The following is an 18,856-nucleotide window of genomic DNA, read 5'->3' on the forward strand; positions in this document are numbered from 1 at the left end:
GACCTTCCGTTTGGTCACGACCTGTTCGGGAAAGTCGGCGTCCCAGCCGAGGCCGCTCCAGGGCGCCCCGGGATGTCGGAGGACCGCACTAGACTCACGGCGTGGCAGGCCGGATCAGTGACGAGGACATCGCGCTCGTGCGGGAGCGCTCGCCGATCGCGGACATCGTGGGTGAGCACATCCAGCTCCGCAACGCGGGCGGCGGCAACATGAAGGGACTGTGTCCCTTCCACGACGAGAAGAGTCCCTCCTTCAACGTCACCCCCGCCCGCGGCTACTGGTACTGCTTCGGCTGCGCCGAGGGCGGCGACGTCATCACCTTCGTCCGCCGTCTTGAGCACCTGTCGTTCGGCGAGGCCGTCGAACGGCTGGCCAACCGGGCCGGCATCCAGCTGCGCTACGAGCAGGGCGGCTACGTCCCCGGGCGCGAGCAGGGGGAGCGCAGCCGCCTCATCGAGGCGCACCGGGCGGCGGCGGAGTTCTACGCCGAGCGGCTCTCCTCCCCGGAGGCCGCGGCCGGGCGCAGGTTCCTGTCCGAGCGCGGGTTCGAGCGGGCCGACGCGGAGCACTTCGGGGTCGGCTACGCGCCCGCCGAGTGGGAGGCCCTCTCCCGGCACCTGATGGCCAGGGGCTTCACCGCCGCGGAGCTGATCAAGGGCGGCCTGGCGAAGGAGGGACGGCGAGGGCCGATGGACCGCTTCCGCGGCAGGCTCGTCTGGCCGATCCGCGACATCACCGGCGACGTCATCGGATTCGGCGCCCGCAAGCTGAACGACGCCGAGGACGGCCCGAAATACCTCAACACCCCCGAGAGCCCGCTCTACAAGAAGAGCGAGGTCCTCTACGGCGTCGACCTGGCCAAACGGGAGATCTCCAAGCGGTCCCAGGCGGTGATCGTCGAGGGATACACCGACGTGATGGCCTGCCACCTGTCGGGGGTGCCGACGGCGGTCGCCACCTGCGGCACCGCCTTCGGCCAGGAGCACATCAAGGTGCTGCGGCGGCTGCTGCTCGACCAGTCGGGCTCGCAGGGCGAGGTGATCTTCACCTTCGACGGCGACGCCGCGGGGCAGAAGGCGGCGCTGCGGGCCTTCGCCGACGAGCAGAAGTTCGTCACGCAGACCTTCGTCGCGGTCCAGGGTGACGGGCTCGACCCGTGCGACCTGCGCGTCACCCGTGGCGAGGCCGCGGTCCGCGACCTGGTCGCCAGCCGGGAGCCGCTGTTCGCCTTCGCCATCCGCAGCGTGATCCTCCGCCACGACGTGAGCACGAACGAGGGCAGGCTGTCCGCGCTGGACGCCGCGGCCCCGATCGTGGCCGGCATCAAGGACAGGGCGCTGCGCCAGCTGTACGCCGTCGACCTCGACCGCTGGCTGGGCTTCAACAACGAGCAGTTCGTCGTGGACCGCATCGCCGAGATCTCCGTCGCCGCCCAGGGGGCGCCGCAGCGCCCGCAGCGGCCCGCCGGGCCGCGCAAGGTCGCCGAGCTGACCGACCCCGCGGTGCGGACCGAGGCCGAGGTGCTGAAGCTGGCCGTGCAGCGGCCCGCGTTGCTGGGGCCCGGTTACGACACGATCGGCGCCGAGGCGTTCACGTTGCCCGAGCACGTCGCCCTGCACAAGCTGATCCTGGAGGCGGGCGGTACGGCCACGGCGGGCCCCGGCGGGCGGGAGTGGGTCGACCGGCTGCTCGGCCTGGCCACCGAGGCGCTGCGCCCGCTGGTCACCCGGCTCGCGGTCGAGGGGCTGCGCGTCGACCTGGACGACGAGGAGAGATACGCCTCGGGGATGCTCACCGCGCTCGAACTGATCTCGGTCGAGCGAGCCGTCGAGCAGCTCAAGTCGCAGATGCAGCGGACCAATCCTGTCGAGGAGCAGGAGGGGTTCAACCGGCTGTTCGCCGAGCTCGTCGCGCTCGAACAGCAGCGCCGGGTGCTGAAGGATCGTGCCTCGGGCAGCTGATCACGTAATGTGCTTTGATTTCCATACGGCGATTCGACCAAACCCCAATAAGGTCTCGGTTCGATAATGATCGCCGCCTTACCTTCGGTGACAAAAATAGGTCTGCCATTTAGGGGACCGAATACAGCAGACTGTCTCCCGTGGGTGCATCGGTGCTGCCAAGTGGGCCGCCATCGGTAGACCAGGTGGCCGACCTCGTCGCGAAGGGAAGAGAGCGCGGAAGCGTCACGGTCGATGACGTAGCCGCCGCCCTCGACAAATCCGAGCTGCCGTCGGACGCGCTTGAACGCGTCGTGCGCATGCTCGCCGAACACGGAGTGGAGGTCCTCGAACCACAGGGCGACGAGGACGCCGTCCGGTCCGATGAGGAGGATGTCGGTAAGAGAGCCCCGACCAGCGATCTGGTCCGCATCTACCTGCGGGAGATCGGCCGGGTGCCCCTGCTCACGGCGGAGGAGGAGGTGGAGCTCGCCAAGTCCATCGAGGCGGGACTGTTCGCCGAGGACAAGCTGACCAATCTCGTCTCAAGAATGTCCTTCCCCGAGTTCAGGGAGCTCGTGTGGGAGGGCACACGGGCCAAGCAACGGTTGATCGAGGCCAATCTGCGGCTTGTCGTCTCGATCGCCAAAAGGTACGTCGGGCGCGGGATGTTGTTCCTGGACCTCATCCAGGAGGGCAACCTCGGGCTCATCAGAGCGGTCGAGAAATTCGACTACACCAAGGGATACAAGTTCTCCACGTACGCCACGTGGTGGATTCGCCAGGCGATCACACGGGCCATCGCCGACCAGGCGCGCACCATTCGCATTCCGGTGCACATGGTCGAGACCATCAACAAACTGGTCCGTGTTCAGCGCCAGCTCCACCAGGACCTCGGCCGGGAGCCCGCGCCCGAGGAGATCGCGCTGGAGATGGACCTGCCGATCGAGCGTGTGATCGAGATCCAGCGCATCGCGCAGGAACCGGTCTCACTGCAGTCGCCCATCGGCGAGGAGGACTCCGACCTCGGCGACTTCATCGAGGACGCCGACGCCGTCGTGCCGATGGAGGCCGCGGCCTTCATCATGCTCCAGGACCAGCTCGACGACATTCTCGCGACGCTGTCCGAACGGGAGCAGCGCATCATCCAGCTGCGCTTCGGCCTGGCGGACGGGCACCCCAGGACGCTGGAGGAGGTCGGCAGGGAGTTCGGCGTGACGCGGGAGCGCATCCGGCAGATCGAGTCGAAGACGCTGGCGAAGCTGCGTCACCCGACCCGCGCCCAGATGTTGCGCGACTACCTGGACTGAACGTCCCGTACGGCGGAGGCCCCCGGGGAACCCGTTCCGGGGGCCTCCGCCGTACCTCGTGAGGCGTTGGTCCTTTGCCGGGAAACGAGCGGGTTCGAGGGGTTCCTCCCTGCCGTTCCTGATGAGGATCGCCGGGTGCTTCGGCACGTCGCCGAGGCTGTGACGTGCGGTTACAGGATTATGGATGCTTCGGGAAAGATCTTCGGGGAGCCGTCCATGTCCGTTGTCCTTCGTCCGGCCGCGGCCTGCGGCCTGCTCGCCCTCGTCCTGACCGCGTGCGGCACGGCCGGCACCGGCACCGGCGGCGCCCCGGTCGTCCCGGCCGTTCCCGCCGCCGCGCCGCCGGGCGAACACGCCGGCCAGGAGGTGCTGGAGGCCGCGCGCGTGGTCGGGGAGTACCGGACCTACGCGGAGAAGCGGATCTACGACGCCATCGCCAAGACCGCCAAGTTCGTCAACGCGGTCAAGAAGGGCGACGTGGAGAAGGCGAAGGCCCTCTACGCGCCGAGCAGGGTCGGCTGGGAGAGCGTCGAGCCGGTCGTGGGGGCCTTCCCCGAGATCGACACCAGGGTGGACTCGCGGGAGGCCGACCTCAGCCAGGGCGAGGAGTGGACGGGCTGGCACCGGCTGGAGAAGGCGCTGTGGCGGGCACCGCAGACCCTCAGCAGGGAGGCCGCGTACGGCGACACCCTGCTGGCCGATCTCAGCAGGCTCAGGGCCCTGCTGCCGCAGGCGGAGATCACCGTGGCCTCCATGGCGGCGGGGGCGAAGGAACTGCTCGACGAGGTGGCGATCGGCAAGGTGACCGGTGAGGAGGAGACCTTCTCGCACACCGACCTGTGGGACTTCAAGGCCAACGTGGACGGCGCCTTCGAGGTCTACCGGCTGCTGCGGCCGATGGTGTTCCGGCGTGACCCCAAGCTCTCGGCCACCCTGGACACCGAGTTCGCCGACATGCGGGCCCTGCTCGCCAAGCACGCCAAGGGCGACGGGTTCGCCGCCTACAACGACCTGTCGAAGGAGCAGATCAAGGAGCTCTCCGACGGGCTCAACGCGCTGGCCGAGCCGTTGTCCAATCTGGCCGCGGTGATCGCGGGCTGAGCTGGGCCGGTCTCAGCGGCCTCTCAGCGGCCTTTCGGTGGCCTTTCAGGGGCCTTTCAGGGGCCACCGTCCCCTCCGTCTCCCCCCATCCCGTCCCCGCCGGTTCCCCCCGCGCCGCCCTGGCCTCCTGAGCCTCCGGCGCCCCCTGAGCCGCCGTCACCGCCCCCGCCCCGGCCCTCTCGTCCAACCTGGCCGTCCCGGCCGTTCTGGCCGCTGTGTGGCGCCTCGCCGGGCGGGGTGGTCGCGCGTCCGGTGCCGGGCGTCCCCGACATCCCGGGCGTCCCGGGTGCTTCCGGTACCGCCGGTGTCCCTGGTGCCCCGGTGTCCCCGGTGTTCCGGAAGGGGAGACGTCGGCGAGGGCGGACGACGGCTGGAGGAACGCCGGGGAGAGCACGCCCGCGGCGCCGGTGACCGCCAAAGACAACCTCCCGATCATGATTTTCCGCTTTATATCCATAAATGACCCCTTTTTAGTCTTCTGCCCGATAGATGTGTTTCGTACGCCGAATGGCCGATAGGGCGGGCCGATGGGAAACGGTCCTCGGGGACGCGTGGACGGTCGGGTAGAGACGTGCCAGAAGCATGCAGAAGGGGCGAAGGGCTGTTCTCCCGGCGAATACTGGCCCAGACTGGGCGAATGGAGGGGCGGACAGCGGTGGACGATGTCGCACTCGGACGCGAGGCGTGGTCCGTACTCGACGCCAATCGCGCGGGCGCCGTGACCGTGCCCGCGCCCGGCCTCTATCCGCACCAGTGGAACTGGGACTCGACCTTCGTCGCGATCGGCGTCTCCCGCTGCGACACCCGCAGAGCGGGCACGGAACTGCTCAGCCTCCTGGCCGGGCAGTGGCACACCGGGATGGTGCCCCACATCGTCTTCAACCGGGGTCTCGCCGACGCCTACTTCCCCGGTCCCTCCGTCTGGCGGTCCGGGGAGCATCCCGCCGCCCCCAACGGGGTGCCGACCTCCGGGCTGACCCAGCCGCCCCTGCACGCCCTGGCCACCTGGTGGATGTGGCGGCACGCGAGGAACCGCGAGGAGGCGCGCGGCCTGGTCCGCAGGCTGTACCCCATGCTTGTGGCCCAGCACGACTACCTCGCCACGGCCAGGGACCTGGGAGGGGGAGGACTGGCCGCGATCGTCCACCCCTGGGAGTCGGGGATGGACGACAGCCCGGTGTGGGACGGCCCGCTGGACGCCGTGACCCAGGCCTCCGGCGCCCACGGGGAGGAACCGTTCCCCGACCGCTACGTCTGGCTGGCCCAGCGCTACCGCGACTCCGGCTACGACCCGGCCTACCTGCGCGCGGAGCATCCCTTCGCGGTCGAGGACCCGCTGTTCAACGGGATCTGGCTGGCCTCCTGCCAGGCGCTCGCCGAGCTGGCCCCGCTGGCCGGGGCCGATCCCGCGCCGCACCGGGAGGCGGCCGAGCGGATCCGCGCCGGGCTGCTCGAACGGCTCTGGGGCGGTGAGGCCTTCCACGCCCTCGACCTGCGCTCGGGACGGCTCAGCCCGATGTGCACCGTGGGCGCCTTCGGGCCGATGCTCGACCCCGGCCTGCCCGCCGACCGGGTGGCCAAGCTGGTCGGGGTGCTCGAATCGGCCCGGTTCATGGGGGCCGCCGGATATCCCGTGCCCAGCTGTGAGATCCGCGCCACCCAGTTCGACCGGTCGCGCTACTGGCGAGGGCCGTCCTGGGTGAACACCAACTGGCTGCTGCGGCGGGCGGCGGCCGTGCACGGGCTGGACGGCCTGGCGCGGCTGCTCGGCGTCTGCACCCTGCGCCTGGTACGGCAGGCGGGCTTCAGGGAGTGCTTCGACCCCTTCGACGGCAGCGGCAGGGGCAGCAGGGACTTCTCCTGGTCCGCCGCGCTCACCCTCGATCTGCTCGCCGATAACGTGGAGGGATGAAGCTCTTCAATCGGACGCCCGCGGGGGTCCGCGCGGCCGTGGCGCCGACCGACCGGGTGCTCACCTACGCCGAGGGGCCCGAAGGCTACGTGGTCGCGACCGACAAGGCGCTCTATCTGGGCGAGACCAGGCTGCCGTGGTTCCGGATCGACCGGGGGGTGTGGGACGAGGAGGGGCTGACGGTCGTCACCACGGAGGGGCGGACGCTCCGGGCGCCGCTGCCCGAGCCGGGGCGGGTGCCGGAGGCCGTGCGGGAGCGGGTCATGGCCTCGATCGTGGTCAGTCAGTACGCCCCGCTGGACGCCAGAGGGGGAGTGCGGCTGGTGGCGAGGAGGACCGACGACGACCAGATGATCTGGGAGTTCGTCTTCGACGCCGGGATGGACCCGCAGGACCCCGGTCTGCGCGCTCTCGCCGAGCAGGCCCTGGAGGAGACGCGCCGCAGTTTCGGCGTCTGAGGGCGCCCCACGACCGGCTTTTCTCGGTACGGAGCGCGAAAGGAGCCCGCGCGGGTCCGGTGGGCGCCGTGACCCGCGCGGGCGGCGGGATCAGTGGGGGGTGACGGCCTTCTCCTCCCGTGGCCATCCGGTGCCCGTTTCGTCGTGCTCTTCTGGTCCCCTGCCGTCGCGCGGCTGCAGGAACGGCAGTTTGTCCCTGGCCACGTCACTCACCTTCGTCCTGGCCACGTCGGTGGCCCTGGAAACCTGGGCGCCGACCAGCCCCGCGGCCTCCTGGACGGCGGGGTTGTCCGAGACCCGGCGCGCCATCCGCTTGAGCTGCTCATAGCGCTCCCGGCCTGCGCGGCTCCCAAGGATGTAGCCGACCGCGAGGCCTACACCGAACATCAGTCGGTAACGCATCTCCACCTCCACAAGCGTCCTGGGCGGGACCCTACCCGCGGATCGTGAGTTGTCTCGGCCCTACCCCGGAGCATCGATGCGACACACACTCCCGGAGTGCGCTAATCTATTCCTGCGCCGCAAGGAGCGGGGGAAAACCCCAGGTCCGAACAGCGCGAAGCACGATCCCGTGTAGCTCAATCGGCAGAGCAGCCGGCTGTTAACCGGCAGGTTATAGGTTCGAGTCCTATCGCGGGAGCCATCAGGAAGGCCCCGGGAGCACAGCTCCCGGGGCCTTCGCCGTTTCGTGTCCTATTTCGCGGACAAATCCCGGTGAATCACGGAAAATAGGGGGCGCATCGCCTCGTGTCCTTTCGCTCGCACTCGGTGACCGGGTCGTGGGCGCCGTACCGCAGTGGGATCACCGCCGGGCCGGAGACATCACGCGGGACATCACGCCGAGGGAACCGTGCCGCCCGGAACGGCATGCCGTACCCGTTAGACGTATACAGGTGGTTTTTCTGTGCCGACTTGGCCGAAACCCCGGCGCCAGACGCCGGCGAGGGAACAGGGAGCACGCGCGCAGGGCTATGCGGGGGCCCACCGGGACGACGGGAGGGCGCCGTGGCAGCCGCCTTCCCAACCGGTGGCCCCGCCGGTGGACGTGACGGCCGCCGAGGAGTTCCTGACGCTGTTCCACGAGGAGAACCCGGACGCGGGCCCTGTGAAGCCCAGGCTGCGCGAGGTGCGCGCCGAGATCGCCGCGACGGGGACCTACACCCACACGCCGAAGGAACTCGTCTTCGGCGCCCGGGTGGCCTGGCGCAACAGCGACAGGTGTATCGGGCGGTTGTACTGGAAGTCACTGCGGGTACGCGACCGGCGCCGGGTGAACACGGTCGAGGGGGTCGCCGTCGAGTGCGTCGACCATCTCCGTGAGGCCGTCTCCGACGGCCGGATCCGGCCGATGATCACGATCTTCGCCCAGGACCGGCCGGGGGCGCCGGGGCCGAGGATCTGGAACGAGCAGCTCATCCGTTACGCGGGGTACGCGATGGACGACGGTTCGGTCGTCGGCGATCCGCGCAACGCCGGGTTCACCACGATGGCCCGTAAACTCGGCTGGCCGGGCGGCCGGGGCACGCCCTTCGACGTGCTTCCCCTGGCGGTCTCGATGGGCGACGGGCCGCCTGTGCTGTCCACGATCCCCGGGGACGCGGTGCTAGAGGTGCCGCTGTCCCACCCGGCCTATCCGTGGTTCGAGCGGCTGGGGCTGCGCTGGCACGCCGTACCGGCGATCTCGAACATGTGCCTGGAGATCGGCGGGGTCTGCTACCGGGCCGCGCCGTTCAACGGCTGGTACATGGGGACCGAGATCGGGGCGCGCAATCTCGCGGACCCCGACCGCTACAACCTGGTGCCCCTGGTCGCCGCGCGGCTCGGCCTGGACACCCGTAACGAGCGTTCGCTGTGGCGCGACCACGCGCTGGTCGAGCTGAACGTGGCGGTCCTGTACTCCTTCGACAGGGCGGGGGTCACCATAACCGACCACCACGCCGAGTCCAGGCGCTTCCTGACGCACGTGGCGCGGGAGGAGAGCGCGGGCAGGATCTGCCCGGCCGACTGGAGCTGGATCGTCCCGCCCATCTCGGGGGCCGCGACCCCGGTCTTCCACCGGTACTACGACCAGGAGCGGCTCTCGCCGAACTTCGTCACCCACCCCGACTCCAGGGAGCGGTCGGCGGGCCGGTGGAGCCCGGGGCGGTGACGTCCTTCTCAGCGGTTCCCGGAGACCAGGGAGAGCCAGTGCGGAGGTGAGGCGAAGGGGGCCGTCCTGGCGGTGACGGCCTCCATCAGCGCGGCGGCCGAGGCGCGGGCGCCCTCCACGATCTCCCTGGGGTAGGCGTAGCGGACCTGGTGCTCCTCGAACTCGTCCTCGTCGTCCAGGAGCACCCGGCCGTCCTTGCGCATGCGGATCACGTCGAGGTCGAGGTCGACCATGGTCACCTCGTCGCCGTCCCAGCGCGGCACGGTCGAGACGTCACAGTAGATCTCGGCCTTGTACGGCGCCGCGTTGAAGGTGGCCGTCCACCAGGCGTCACGGGGGAAGAGGATCACGAACGGCTCGTCCCAGACGACGGGCGGCTCCTGCCCCCGCCTGCCGCTGCTGCCGGGCGGGCAGCCGACCCACACGCCGTGTTCGTCCTCGCCGAGGAGCAGGGCCGGGTGGTTCCAGTGCAGCGAGCCGTCGTACTTGCGGTAGACCACGCGGACGATCTCATGAGACATCCCCCGACTTTAAGGGTTGACAGAGATCTATGTATTTCCTACCGTCTAACTAGGTTAAGAGTGTCAGTGCAAAGCCCCGGCTCGCTGACCGGCAACCCTCGCACCGCGGCGGGGTGCCCCCGGGGAGGACCGGGTGGCACGGTCGGCGTGCCGCAAGCGCGGACCCGCACGGGTCACCGAGGCATGCCCTGGGAGTGTCACATGTCCGAGATCACACTCAACTACGCCAGCCCAGTGGACCTGGACACCCACGGCCGCTACCGGCCCGGTGGCAGGCCCGGCCCCCGCTACCCCTTCCAGGGACGGATCACCGCCGACGGCACCGGGGAGTTCCCCGCCGAGGCCGGGCGCTACCACCTCTACGTCGCGGCGGTCTGCCCCTACGCGCAGCGTACGGCGATCGTGCGTTCCCTCAAAGGGCTGCAGGACGTCGTCTCGCTGTCCTACGTGGACGACGAGCGGGACGGCAGGGGGTGGGCGTTCCGCGAGCGGCGCGGCGCCGACCCGGTCAACGGCTTCGCGACCCTCAGGCAGGTCTACGAGGCGACCGAACCCGGATTCGACGGACACGTCTCCGTGCCGGTGCTGTGGGACCAGTACGGGGGGCGCATCGTCAGCAACAACTTCCCGGACATCACCATCGACCTGGGCACACGCTTCGGCGGCGACCCCGAGGCCGACCTCTACCCCGAGGAACTGCGGCCCGAGATCGACGCGCTCAACGCGCGCGTCTACGAGTACGCCAACACCGCCGCGGGCCGGGTCTCCGCCGCCACGACCGAACCGGAGTACCACCGGGCGAGGAAGGCCGTGATCGGCTTCCTCGACGAACTCGACGCCAGGCTCGCCGGCCGCAGGTTCCTGTTCGGCTCCGCCGTCACCGAGTCCGACGTACGGCTCTGGCCCACCCTGGTCAGGTTCGACGTGAGCGACAACCCGTCGGCCAGGATCAGCGAGCGCCCGCTGACCGCCTTCCCCAACCTGTGGGACTACGCCAGGGACCTCTACCAGCACCCCGCCTTCCGCGAGAACACCGACCTCACCGTGCTCGCCTCCCCCACGGGGGAGACCGACCCGTGGCGGGTGCCGGTCGAGCCCGCCACCCCCGACTGGGACCTGCCCCATCGAAGAGCAGCGCTGTGACGGACCGTACGAGAGGGGAGTGGTCGGCGTGAGCGCCTCCATCGCGATCGTCGGCGCCGGGCCGACCGGCACCTGCCTGGTCGAGCGGATCTGCGCCAACGCCGCCGAACTGCTCAGCTGGCCGTCGCTCGACGTCCACGTGATCGACCCCTACCCGCCGGGCGGCGGCAGGGTCTGGCGCGAGCGGCAACCCGACCTGCTCTGGATGAACTCCGCCGCCGCCGACGTGACGCTCTTCACCGACGAGTCCGTCCGGTGCGTCGGCCCGATCCGCCCCGGCCCCTCGCTGGCCGAGTGGCTTGGCTGCGACCCCGGACGCTTCGTCCCCCGGCCCGTGCAGAACGCCTACCTCACCCACGCCTTCCGGCGAGCCGTGGACACCGCCCCCCGCGGTGTCCGGGTGCACGTGCACCGGACCCGGGCACTCGACCTGACCGACGTCCCGGGAGGCCAGGCCGTACTGCTTGAGGACGGGACGACCCTTGAGGTGGGCGCCGTGATCCTCGCGCAGGGACACGGCGACGTCACCCCGGCGGCGGAGGAACGCGGGCTGACGGCCCTGGCAAGGGAGAGCGGCCTGCGCTACCTGCCGACCGGCTACACCGCGGACCTCGACCTCGGCCTGGACCGGCTGCCCGCCGGCGAACCGGTGATCGTGCGCGGCCTGGGACTGGCCTTCGTCGACCTGATGGTGCTGCTCACCTCGGGAAGGGGCGGCCGGTTCGTCAGGGAACACGACGGGGAGCTCGTCTACCTGCCCAGCGGGCGGGAACCGCTGCTGCACGTGGGGTCACGGCGCGGTGTGCCGTACCACGCCAAGACCGCCTACCGCTTCCAGGGGCTCCGGCCGCCCGCGCCGCGCTTCCTGACGGCGGGGGCGCTGGGGGAGGGGCCGTGGAACTTCCGGCGGGACGTGTGGCCCCTGGCCGCCAAGGAACTCGCCTTCGCCTACTACCACGAACTCCTCAACAGCCATCCGAAACGGGTCAGGACCGGTTGGCCGGAGTTCGCCGAACGGTTCGCCGCAGAGGAATGGCGCAGCCCCGGGATGCGGCTGCTGATCCGCAAGGCCGTACCCCGGCACGCCGACCGGCTCGACCTGGACCGGCTCGACCGGCCGCTGGAGCGGATCCGCTTCGGCGACCAGGCGGGACTGCGGCGGTGGATGGACGGCTACATGGCCGCCGACCTGCAACGACGCTCCGACTCCGCGTACAGTGCCGACCACGCCCTGATCCTCGGATTACTGTCCGTCAACGGCGTCCTCGCCGAACGGGGAATCTCCGACCGGTGGTTCGAGGGCTTCTTCAGCTACGTCGCCAGCGGCCCGCCCGGCCCCCGGCTTGAGGAGCTCAAGGCCCTGGCCAGGGCGGGCGTGGTCACCTTCCTCGGCGCCGACGTCAGGGTCGAGCACCGCGGCGGGCGATGGGTCGCGCAGAGCCCCACCCTGCCCGGCGCCGTCACCGCCAGGTCCCTCGTCGAGGCCAGGCTGCCCGCACCCAGCGTGAGCCGCTCGACCGACCCGCTGATCTCCGCGCTGCGCGACCGCGGCGAGATCGACGAGTCGTCGGGCCTGCTGAGGGTACGGCCCGCCGACCGCCGCCTGCTCGACCGCCTCGACACCCCGCACCCCCGCAGGTTCGCCTTCGGCCCCTGGGTCGTCGGCGGACGGGTCACCGGCGGCTTCGCCAGACCCGGCCTCGACGCCCCGCTCTTCCGCCACGCCGACGCCCTGGCCCGGATCGTGCTGTCCGAGGCCGTCACCACCGAGATCAGACATGTCGCCTGAGGCGGCGCACGACTCCCCGAGGAGAAGGTAAGTGAAAGCGCAACGGGGCGTCCTGGCTCTGGCCGGGGTGCTGACGCTCGCCGCGTGCGGAACCGAGACCGGGGCCGCGAACCCGGCCTCAGGCGGCGGCACCGAGGGGGACTCGCTGGTGTGGGCGATCGAGACGCAGCCCATCACGTTCAACCCCCAGCAGTGGGGCCAGAACAAGGCCAGGCTGCTGGTGCACAACCAGTTCGACGCGCTCGTCGCCAGGGGTAGGGACGGTGAGTTCCTGCCGTGGCTGGCCACCTCGTGGGAGGTCTCCAAGGACGGCCTCACCTACACCTTCAAGCTCAGAAGGGACGTGACCTTCCACGACGGGGAGAAGTTCGACGCGGCCTCGGTCAAGGCCAACCTCGACCAGCTCGTCGCGCCCGGGTACAACCCCGCCGTCGCCGGCATCCAGCTGCGTGAGTACTCCTCGGCCGAGGTGACGGACCCCTACACGCTGAAGATCACACTCAAGGCGCCCGACGCCCTGTTCCTGGACTTCCTGGCCTCGCCGTACGCCGGACAGGTCTCCCCGAAGTCGCTGAGGAACGCCAAGGACCTCAAGGCGGGCGGTCCCGACCTCGTCGGCACGGGACCGTTCATCCTCGACCGGTTCACCCCCGGCCAGGAGGCCCACTACCGGCGCAACCCCGCCTACAACTGGGCGCCGCCCAACGCCGCGCACCAGGGACCCGCCTACCTGGCGGAGATCACCTACCGGTTCCTGCCGGAGGCGGCGGTCCGGGTCGGCGCGCTCACCTCGGGACAGGTCCAGGTGATCGAGGGAGTGCCCGCCACCGAACTCGGCCTGCTCAAGGCCGACCCCGGTGTGAGGGTGGAGACCAGCCTCAACTCGGGCAGCGCGTTCTCCTACTACTTCAACGTCTCGCACCCGCCCTTCGACGACAAACGGGTGCGAGAGGCCTTCAGGGACGCCGTGGACGTGGACACCGTGCTCAACTCGGTCTACCAGGGCACGGCCAGGCGAGCCTGGAGCATCGTCGGCCAGGGCAGCCCGCAGTTCTACGACGCCTCCCTGGAGAACACCTACGGCAACGACACGCGACGGGCCAACGAACTGCTCGACGAGGCGGGCTGGACCGAACGCGACGCCGAGGGCTTCCGGGTCAAGGACGGCAAGCGGCTGACCGTCCGATCCGTCGAGTCGGCCCCCTACGTCAGGGACCGCCGCGACGTCCTCGCGCAGGCCGTACAGGCCGCGGTCAAACAGAGCGCGGGCATCGACTTCCAGCCCAAGGTGGTCGACCAGGGCACCCAGCAGAAGGCCCTGGAGGACGACCAGTACGAACTGTTCCAGAACTCGCGCGGCGACACCGACGCGGGGGCCGCGCTCAACCTGATCCTGCCGAAGGGCGCCGCGATCAACCGCACCCACTTCGAGGACGCGGACCTGGACAAGCTGCTCGCCGAGGCCTCGACCACCTCCGACCAGGCCAGACGCAAGGAGCTCTACGCGAGGGCACAGCGGACCGTCGTCGCGGAGGAGGCGCTGCTGCTGCCGCTCTACGTCCCGGCGGACCAGGTCGCCTACGGCGCCGAGGTCACCGGGATCACCTTCGAGCCGGTCTCCGGCACCCCCAACAGTGCTTACGACGTCCGGACAGGCACGTGAGCACCCTCACACTCACCCGGCGGCGGGGGCTGGCCGCCGCCGGGTGGACCGGCCCGGTGGTCAGGCGGCTCGGAGCAGGACTCGTCGTGCTCTGGGTCGCCGCCACCGCGGCCTACGCCGCGCTGTTGCTCGTCCCCGGCGACACCGTGGACGTCCTCATCGCCGACGGCCTCGACACCCCGCAGCGGCGGGCCGCGATCGTCGCCGAATGGGGGCTCGACCGCCCCGTCCCGCAGCAGTACGCCGACTACCTGCTGCGGCTGCTGCACGGCGACCTCGGCCGCTCCTACGTCCTGCAGCGCGACGTCGCCGAGATCCTGTCCTCGCAGGTCTGGCCGACCGTCAGGCTCGCGCTCACCGCGGCGGCCTTCGGCGTCGCGATCGCCCTGGTACTCGCGCTGACCACCGCGGGGCGCCGCTCCCGGGCCGGCGGGCTCGCCGGACTCTCCGAGCTGACCGCCGCCTCGGTCCCGCCGTTCCTGGCCGGTCTCCTGCTCCTGGCCGTCTTCTCCTTCACCCTCGGCTGGTTCCCCGTCTCCGGCGACCGCGGCTTCGCCTCCCTCGTGCTGCCCGCCCTGGCCCTCGGCCTGCAGATCGCCGGAACACTCGGCCAGGTGCTGCGCGAAGGCCTGGAACGGGCGCTTGAGGAACCGTTCGCGGTGACCGCCCGCTCGCGTGGCATCACCGAGTGGCGACTCGTCGCCAGGCACGCCCTGCGGCACGCGCTGCTGCCCGCCGTGACCCTCACCGGCTGGTTCGTCGGCGTCCTGCTCGGTGGGGCGATCGTCGTCGAGGCCGTCTTCGGCAGGCCCGGCCTGGGCCAGATCACCCTCGTCGCGGTCACCGGCAAGGACATGCCGGTGGTCATGGCGGTCATCATGCTGGCCGCCGCGGTCTACGTGACGGTCAGCACCCTCGTGGACCTCGCCTACCTCGTGATCGACCCCCGGTTGAGGAAGGGCCGATGATCGTCTCCGACAGGGAACAGGCCACGGCGCCGCCGCCGACCGGCGACGGGCCGGTTCCCGCCGTCGTCCCACGCCGGTACGGTGTGCGCCCCGGACAGGCGGTCTCACTGCTCATCCTCGCCGTCGTCGCGGTCGCCGCCCTGGCCCCGGGCCTGCTGAGCGACGCCGACCCGCTGGCCGCCGACCCACTGCACGCGCTCGCCCCGCCGAGCGCGCCGCACTGGTTCGGCACCGACCACCTCGGCCGCGACGTGTTCTCCCGGGTCGTCCACGGCGCGGGGTACTCGCTCGGCATCGGCGCCGCGGCCATCCTGTTCGCCACCGTCCTGGGCACCGTCCTCGGCGCGCTGGCCGGGCTGTCCCCCCGCTACGTCGACGAGCCGCTCAGCCGGCTGTTCGACGTGCTGGCCAGCTTCCCCGAACTGCTGCTCGCCATGCTCGTCATCAGCGTCACCGGCCCCGGCGCGGGCAACGTGATCATCGCGATCGGACTGGTCCAGCTGCCCAACTACGCCCGCGTCATCAGAGGGCAGACCTTCGTCGTGCGCCGCTCCGGCTACGTGGAACAGGCCGTCACCCTCGGACTGCGCCGGCCGGTCCTGGTCGCACGGCACGTGCTGCCCAACATCCTGGGGCCGCTGCCGGTACTCGCCACCATCGGCATGGGCACCGCCATCATCGCCACCTCGGGACTCAGCTTCCTCGGCATGGGCCCCCAGCCACCCGACCCCGAATGGGGCTCGATGCTGGCCGAGGCACGCAACTACCTGCGTGTGGCCTGGTGGACCGTGCTCTTCCCCGGCCTGTCCGTCACGCTGACCGTCGTCAGCCTGACCGTGGTCGGACGACGCCTCCAACGCCGTTTCGAGGGGAGACTCCCGTGAACCTCATCGAGATCGAGGACCTGCGTGTGACCTTCCCCAGGGCGGGGGTCGAGGCCGTCAGGGGAGTGAACCTGTCGATCGCCGAAGGCGAGTGCGTGGCGATCGTGGGGGAGTCCGGATCGGGCAAGAGCGTGACCGCCAGGACCCTGGTCGGGCTGACCGGACAGGGCGCGACCGTGACGGCGGGAAGGTTCGACGTCAGGGGAAGGGACGCTCGCCGGTTCGGGCCACGTGACTGGCGCAGGCTGCGCGGGCGCTTCGCCGGGCTCGTACTCCAGGACGCCCTCGTCTCCCTCGACCCGCTGCGCACCATCGGAGCCGAGATCGCCGAGGTGCTCGCCGCCCACGACGTCGTGCCCCGGGCGGGCCGTAAGGAAAAGGTGCTCGAACTGCTCGACGCGGTCGGCGTCCCGGAACCTGGGCTGCGGGCCGGGCAGTACCCCCACCAGCTGTCCGGCGGGCTGCGCCAGCGAGCGCTGATCGCCTCGGCCATCGCGGCGGGCCCGCCGCTGCTCATCGCGGACGAGCCGACCACCGCCCTCGACGTCACCGTACAGGCCCAGATCCTGCGCCTGCTGGCCGCGCGCAGGGCCGAGGACACCGCGCTGCTGATGATCAGCCACGACCTGGCAGTCGTCTCCTCCATCGCCGACCGGGTGCTCGTCATGAAGGACGGCGTGGTCGTCGAGGAGGGACCGACCGGCCGGGTGCTCTCCGCCCCGGAGCGGGACTACACCAGACTGCTGCTGGCCGCCGTACCGTCCGCCGCCTCAAGGGGAACCCGCCTGTCGGCCATCGCCACCGGCGGCGTCCCGCTGCGCACCCCGCTGCCGGAACGGAAGGTCGACCACGGCTCACCGGTCGTCGAGGTCAGAGGCCTGTCGGCCGAGTACGGCTCCCGCCGGGTGGTCGACGACGTCTCCTTCGAGGTCCACGCGGGAGAGACCGTCGGTGTCGTGGGGGAGTCGGGGTCGGGCAAGACGACCGTCGCCCGGCTCGTGATGGGCCTGATGAGGCCCGTCGCCGGGCGGGTACGGCTGGACGGCTCCCCCTGGTCGGAGCTGTCCGAACGGGAACGCCGCCCCCGCCGCTCCGTAATCCAGGTGATCTCGCAGAACCCTCTGGACTCCTTCGACCCCCGCTACACCGTCGGCCGTCTCGTCGCCGAGCCTCTCGGCGGGCCGGGACGGGAACGCGCCGCCGGGGTCGCCGAACTGCTCGAACGGGTCGGGCTGCCCGCGGACATCGCGGGACGTCACCCTCGGGCGCTGTCCGGCGGCCAGCGGCAGCGGGTCGCCATCGCCAGAGCCCTGGCCCCCCGGCCGCGGGTGCTCGTCTGCGACGAACCGGTCTCCGCGCTGGACGTCTCCGTACAGGCCCAGGTGCTCGACCTGCTCGGCGAGATTCAGGCGGCCGACGGGACCGCCCTGATCTTCATCTCGCACGACCTGGGGGTCGTCCACCACATCAGCGACCGGGTCGTGGTCATGCGCGAGGGACGGGTCGTCGAGGACGGGCACGTGGACGAGGTGTTCTTCCTGCCCAGGCACGACTACACGAGGGAACTGCTCGGCGCGGTGCCCAAACTCGCGACCACCTCCTGAGACGTTTCGGCGCTGTCGCGTTCTCGAAGCGCCACGTTGTCCTCCGCCGGTCCACCGGCGGCCGTCTCGCTTCCTGGTCGCTGTCGTGTTCCCGGGTGGCCGTCTTGCTTATGTTCTCGGAGGCGGCCGTGTCGTCTTTTGATGTCCGCGGGGTTTTGGGACGCTTCGAGAGCGCCGTTCCGGTTCCCGGACCGGTCGTCCTCAGGCCAGGCGGCGGGCACCCGCCGACGGGACCGCCGGGTGGATCCCGGGGGCGGCCCAGCCGCGCTCGGCGTAGGCGGCGCTCACCGACTCCCGTACGGCCTCCACCCGCTCGTCGGGGACCAGTGCGATGACCGAGCCGCCGAAGCCGCCACCGGTCATCCTGGCACCTCTGGCCCCGCCCCTGACCGACGCCTCGACGGCCACGTCCAGCTCCGGGCACGAGACCTGGAACTGGTCGCGCAACGACAGGTGGGAGGCGTTCAGCAGCGCGCCGATCTCCCGCACCGCCCCGGCCCTCAGCAACCCGATCAGCGCCTCGACCCGGTGGTTCTCCGTCACGACGTGCTGGACCCGCCTGCGTTCGTCGCCGTCGAGCCTGCCGAGCGCGCCCGCCAGATCCGTGACGTCGCGCAGGGAGGCCACCCCGAGGCGCTTGGCGGCGTTCTCACACTCCTGGCGGCGGCGGGCGTACTGGCCGTCGGCCAGCGCGTGACGCACCCCGGTGTTGACGATCAGCAGCCGCAGGCCGTGCCCGGCAGGGTCGAAGGGGACGTTCCTGGTGGCCAGGCTCCGGCAGTCCATGAACAGCGCCCGGCCCTCCTGCGCGAGCGCGGAGGCGGCCTGGTCCATGATCCCGCACGGCATGCCGACGAAGTCGTTCTCCGCCCGCCGCGCGGCCAGCGCCACCCGCATCCCCTCCAGGCCGAGGCCGTACAGGTCGTTGAGGGCCACGCAGACGGCCACCTCCAGCGCCGCGCTCGACGAGAGCCCCGCGCCCTGTGGCACGTCCCCGTCGACGACCAGGTCCGCCCCCCGCACCGGATGCCCGGCCTCGCGCAGCGCCCAGAACACCCCCGCGACGTAACGCGCCCACCCCTCGGCCTCGTCCGGACTCCCGAGGGTCACGACCCCGTCGGCCTGCAGCGAGCGGAGCCTGATGAGGTCGTCCCGTCTGGGGGAGACCGCCGCGGTGACCCCCCACGGGACGGCGAACGGCAGTACGAACCCGTCGTTGTAGTCGGTGTGCTCACCGATGAGGTTCACCCGCCCCGGGGCGTGCCACACCCCCTCGGGCTCCGCCTGGAAGGTCTCACGAAAAGCCTCAACAACGCGCATGATCGAACATCCTCCAACAAGGTCCCCCCGTAGGGTAGCGACTCCACCGAAACCCGGCGTCGCCGTTCAAGGTCACATCTTGGCCCCGTCCCGC

The 18,856-nt window shown here is 70.9% G+C and carries 15 protein-coding genes, 1 tRNA gene and 1 riboswitch; of the genes, 13 read left to right on the plus strand and 3 right to left on the minus strand.

Annotation, left to right across the window (positions count from 1 at the left end; all coding sequences use genetic code 11):
• Positions 1–101: 101 nt before the first annotated feature.
• The 5 genes from dnaG to ACFOYY_RS16305 all read left to right on the plus strand — a co-directional run bounded on the left by dnaG (position 102) and on the right by ACFOYY_RS16305 (position 6,721).
• On the plus strand, positions 102–1,961 hold the full coding sequence (dnaG, locus tag ACFOYY_RS16285) for a DNA primase (RefSeq protein ID WP_352008656.1): 1,860 nt from the start codon (positions 102–104) through the stop codon (positions 1,959–1,961).
• A gap of 185 nt (positions 1,962–2,146) precedes the next feature.
• On the plus strand, positions 2,147–3,250 hold the full coding sequence (rpoD, locus tag ACFOYY_RS16290) for an RNA polymerase sigma factor RpoD (protein ID WP_352008657.1): 1,104 nt from the start codon (positions 2,147–2,149) through the stop codon (positions 3,248–3,250).
• A 216-nt stretch (positions 3,251–3,466) separates the two neighbouring features.
• Positions 3,467–4,351 carry an iron uptake system protein EfeO gene (efeO, locus tag ACFOYY_RS16295; RefSeq protein WP_386190199.1) on the plus strand — a complete coding sequence of 295 codons (885 nt, stop codon included), beginning with the start codon at positions 3,467–3,469 and terminating at the stop codon, positions 4,349–4,351.
• A gap of 637 nt (positions 4,352–4,988) precedes the next feature.
• Positions 4,989–6,263, plus strand: coding sequence for an MGH1-like glycoside hydrolase domain-containing protein (locus tag ACFOYY_RS16300; protein WP_386190200.1), 1,275 nt, complete (start codon positions 4,989–4,991; stop codon positions 6,261–6,263).
• Entirely contained in the window at positions 6,260–6,721 is a 462-nt protein-coding gene (locus tag ACFOYY_RS16305; protein WP_352008660.1) for a hypothetical protein, read from the plus strand. Before ACFOYY_RS16300 ends, ACFOYY_RS16305 begins: the two co-directional genes overlap by 4 nt.
• Before the next feature lie 90 nt (positions 6,722–6,811).
• Here ACFOYY_RS16305 and ACFOYY_RS16310 read toward each other — a convergent pair whose 3' ends face one another.
• Positions 6,812–7,123, minus strand: coding sequence for a YtxH domain-containing protein (locus ACFOYY_RS16310; RefSeq protein WP_352008661.1), 312 nt, complete (start codon positions 7,121–7,123; stop codon positions 6,812–6,814).
• 165 nt (positions 7,124–7,288) lie between these two features.
• Between ACFOYY_RS16310 and ACFOYY_RS16315 the strand changes: the two genes are divergently transcribed.
• Positions 7,289–7,364: transfer RNA gene (locus tag ACFOYY_RS16315), tRNA-Asn, on the plus strand.
• Between the two features lie 396 nt (positions 7,365–7,760).
• The gene (locus tag ACFOYY_RS16320) at positions 7,761–8,870 is read left to right on the plus strand and encodes a nitric oxide synthase oxygenase (protein ID WP_386190201.1); all 1,110 of its coding nucleotides are present in this window, start codon (positions 7,761–7,763) and stop codon (positions 8,868–8,870) included.
• 8 nt (positions 8,871–8,878) lie between these two features.
• On the opposite strand, the gene ACFOYY_RS16325 is transcribed toward ACFOYY_RS16320, so the two are convergent.
• Positions 8,879–9,391, minus strand: a complete 513-nt coding sequence (locus tag ACFOYY_RS16325) for a DUF402 domain-containing protein (protein ID WP_352008663.1) — start codon at positions 9,389–9,391, stop codon at positions 8,879–8,881.
• 52 nt (positions 9,392–9,443) lie between these two features.
• Positions 9,444–9,556: riboswitch (SAM riboswitch) on the plus strand.
• 36 nt (positions 9,557–9,592) lie between these two features.
• Between ACFOYY_RS16325 and ACFOYY_RS16330 the strand changes: the two genes are divergently transcribed.
• From ACFOYY_RS16330 to ACFOYY_RS16355, 6 genes are read left to right on the plus strand one after another with little or no spacing between them, the layout of a single operon-like run.
• Entirely contained in the window at positions 9,593–10,534 is a 942-nt protein-coding gene (locus ACFOYY_RS16330) for a glutathione S-transferase C-terminal domain-containing protein (RefSeq protein WP_386190202.1), read from the plus strand.
• 28 nt (positions 10,535–10,562) lie between these two features.
• Entirely contained in the window at positions 10,563–12,323 is a 1,761-nt protein-coding gene (locus ACFOYY_RS16335) for an FAD/NAD(P)-binding protein (protein ID WP_362910735.1), read from the plus strand.
• 31 nt (positions 12,324–12,354) lie between these two features.
• Complete coding sequence (locus ACFOYY_RS16340; protein WP_386190203.1) at positions 12,355–13,986, plus strand: ABC transporter substrate-binding protein; 1,632 nt, start codon at positions 12,355–12,357, stop codon at positions 13,984–13,986.
• Complete coding sequence (locus ACFOYY_RS16345; RefSeq protein WP_386190204.1) at positions 13,983–14,954, plus strand: ABC transporter permease; 972 nt, start codon at positions 13,983–13,985, stop codon at positions 14,952–14,954. The genes ACFOYY_RS16340 and ACFOYY_RS16345 overlap by 4 nt, the downstream gene beginning before the upstream one ends.
• Positions 14,951–15,838, plus strand: a complete 888-nt coding sequence (locus tag ACFOYY_RS16350; RefSeq protein WP_386190205.1) for an ABC transporter permease — start codon at positions 14,951–14,953, stop codon at positions 15,836–15,838. The genes ACFOYY_RS16345 and ACFOYY_RS16350 overlap by 4 nt, the downstream gene beginning before the upstream one ends.
• Complete coding sequence (locus tag ACFOYY_RS16355) at positions 15,835–17,442, plus strand: dipeptide ABC transporter ATP-binding protein (RefSeq protein ID WP_386190206.1); 1,608 nt, start codon at positions 15,835–15,837, stop codon at positions 17,440–17,442. The genes ACFOYY_RS16350 and ACFOYY_RS16355 overlap by 4 nt, the downstream gene beginning before the upstream one ends.
• Positions 17,443–17,643: 201 nt before the next feature.
• Here the strand turns inward: ACFOYY_RS16355 and galK are convergent, their stop codons facing one another.
• Positions 17,644–18,762, minus strand: coding sequence for a galactokinase (gene galK, locus ACFOYY_RS16360; protein WP_352008670.1), 1,119 nt, complete (start codon positions 18,760–18,762; stop codon positions 17,644–17,646).
• Between the last annotated feature and the right edge of the window lie 94 nt (positions 18,763–18,856).

The organism is Streptosporangium jomthongense, from assembly GCF_042650425.1.
Lineage (GTDB): Bacteria > Actinomycetota > Actinomycetes > Streptosporangiales > Streptosporangiaceae > Streptosporangium.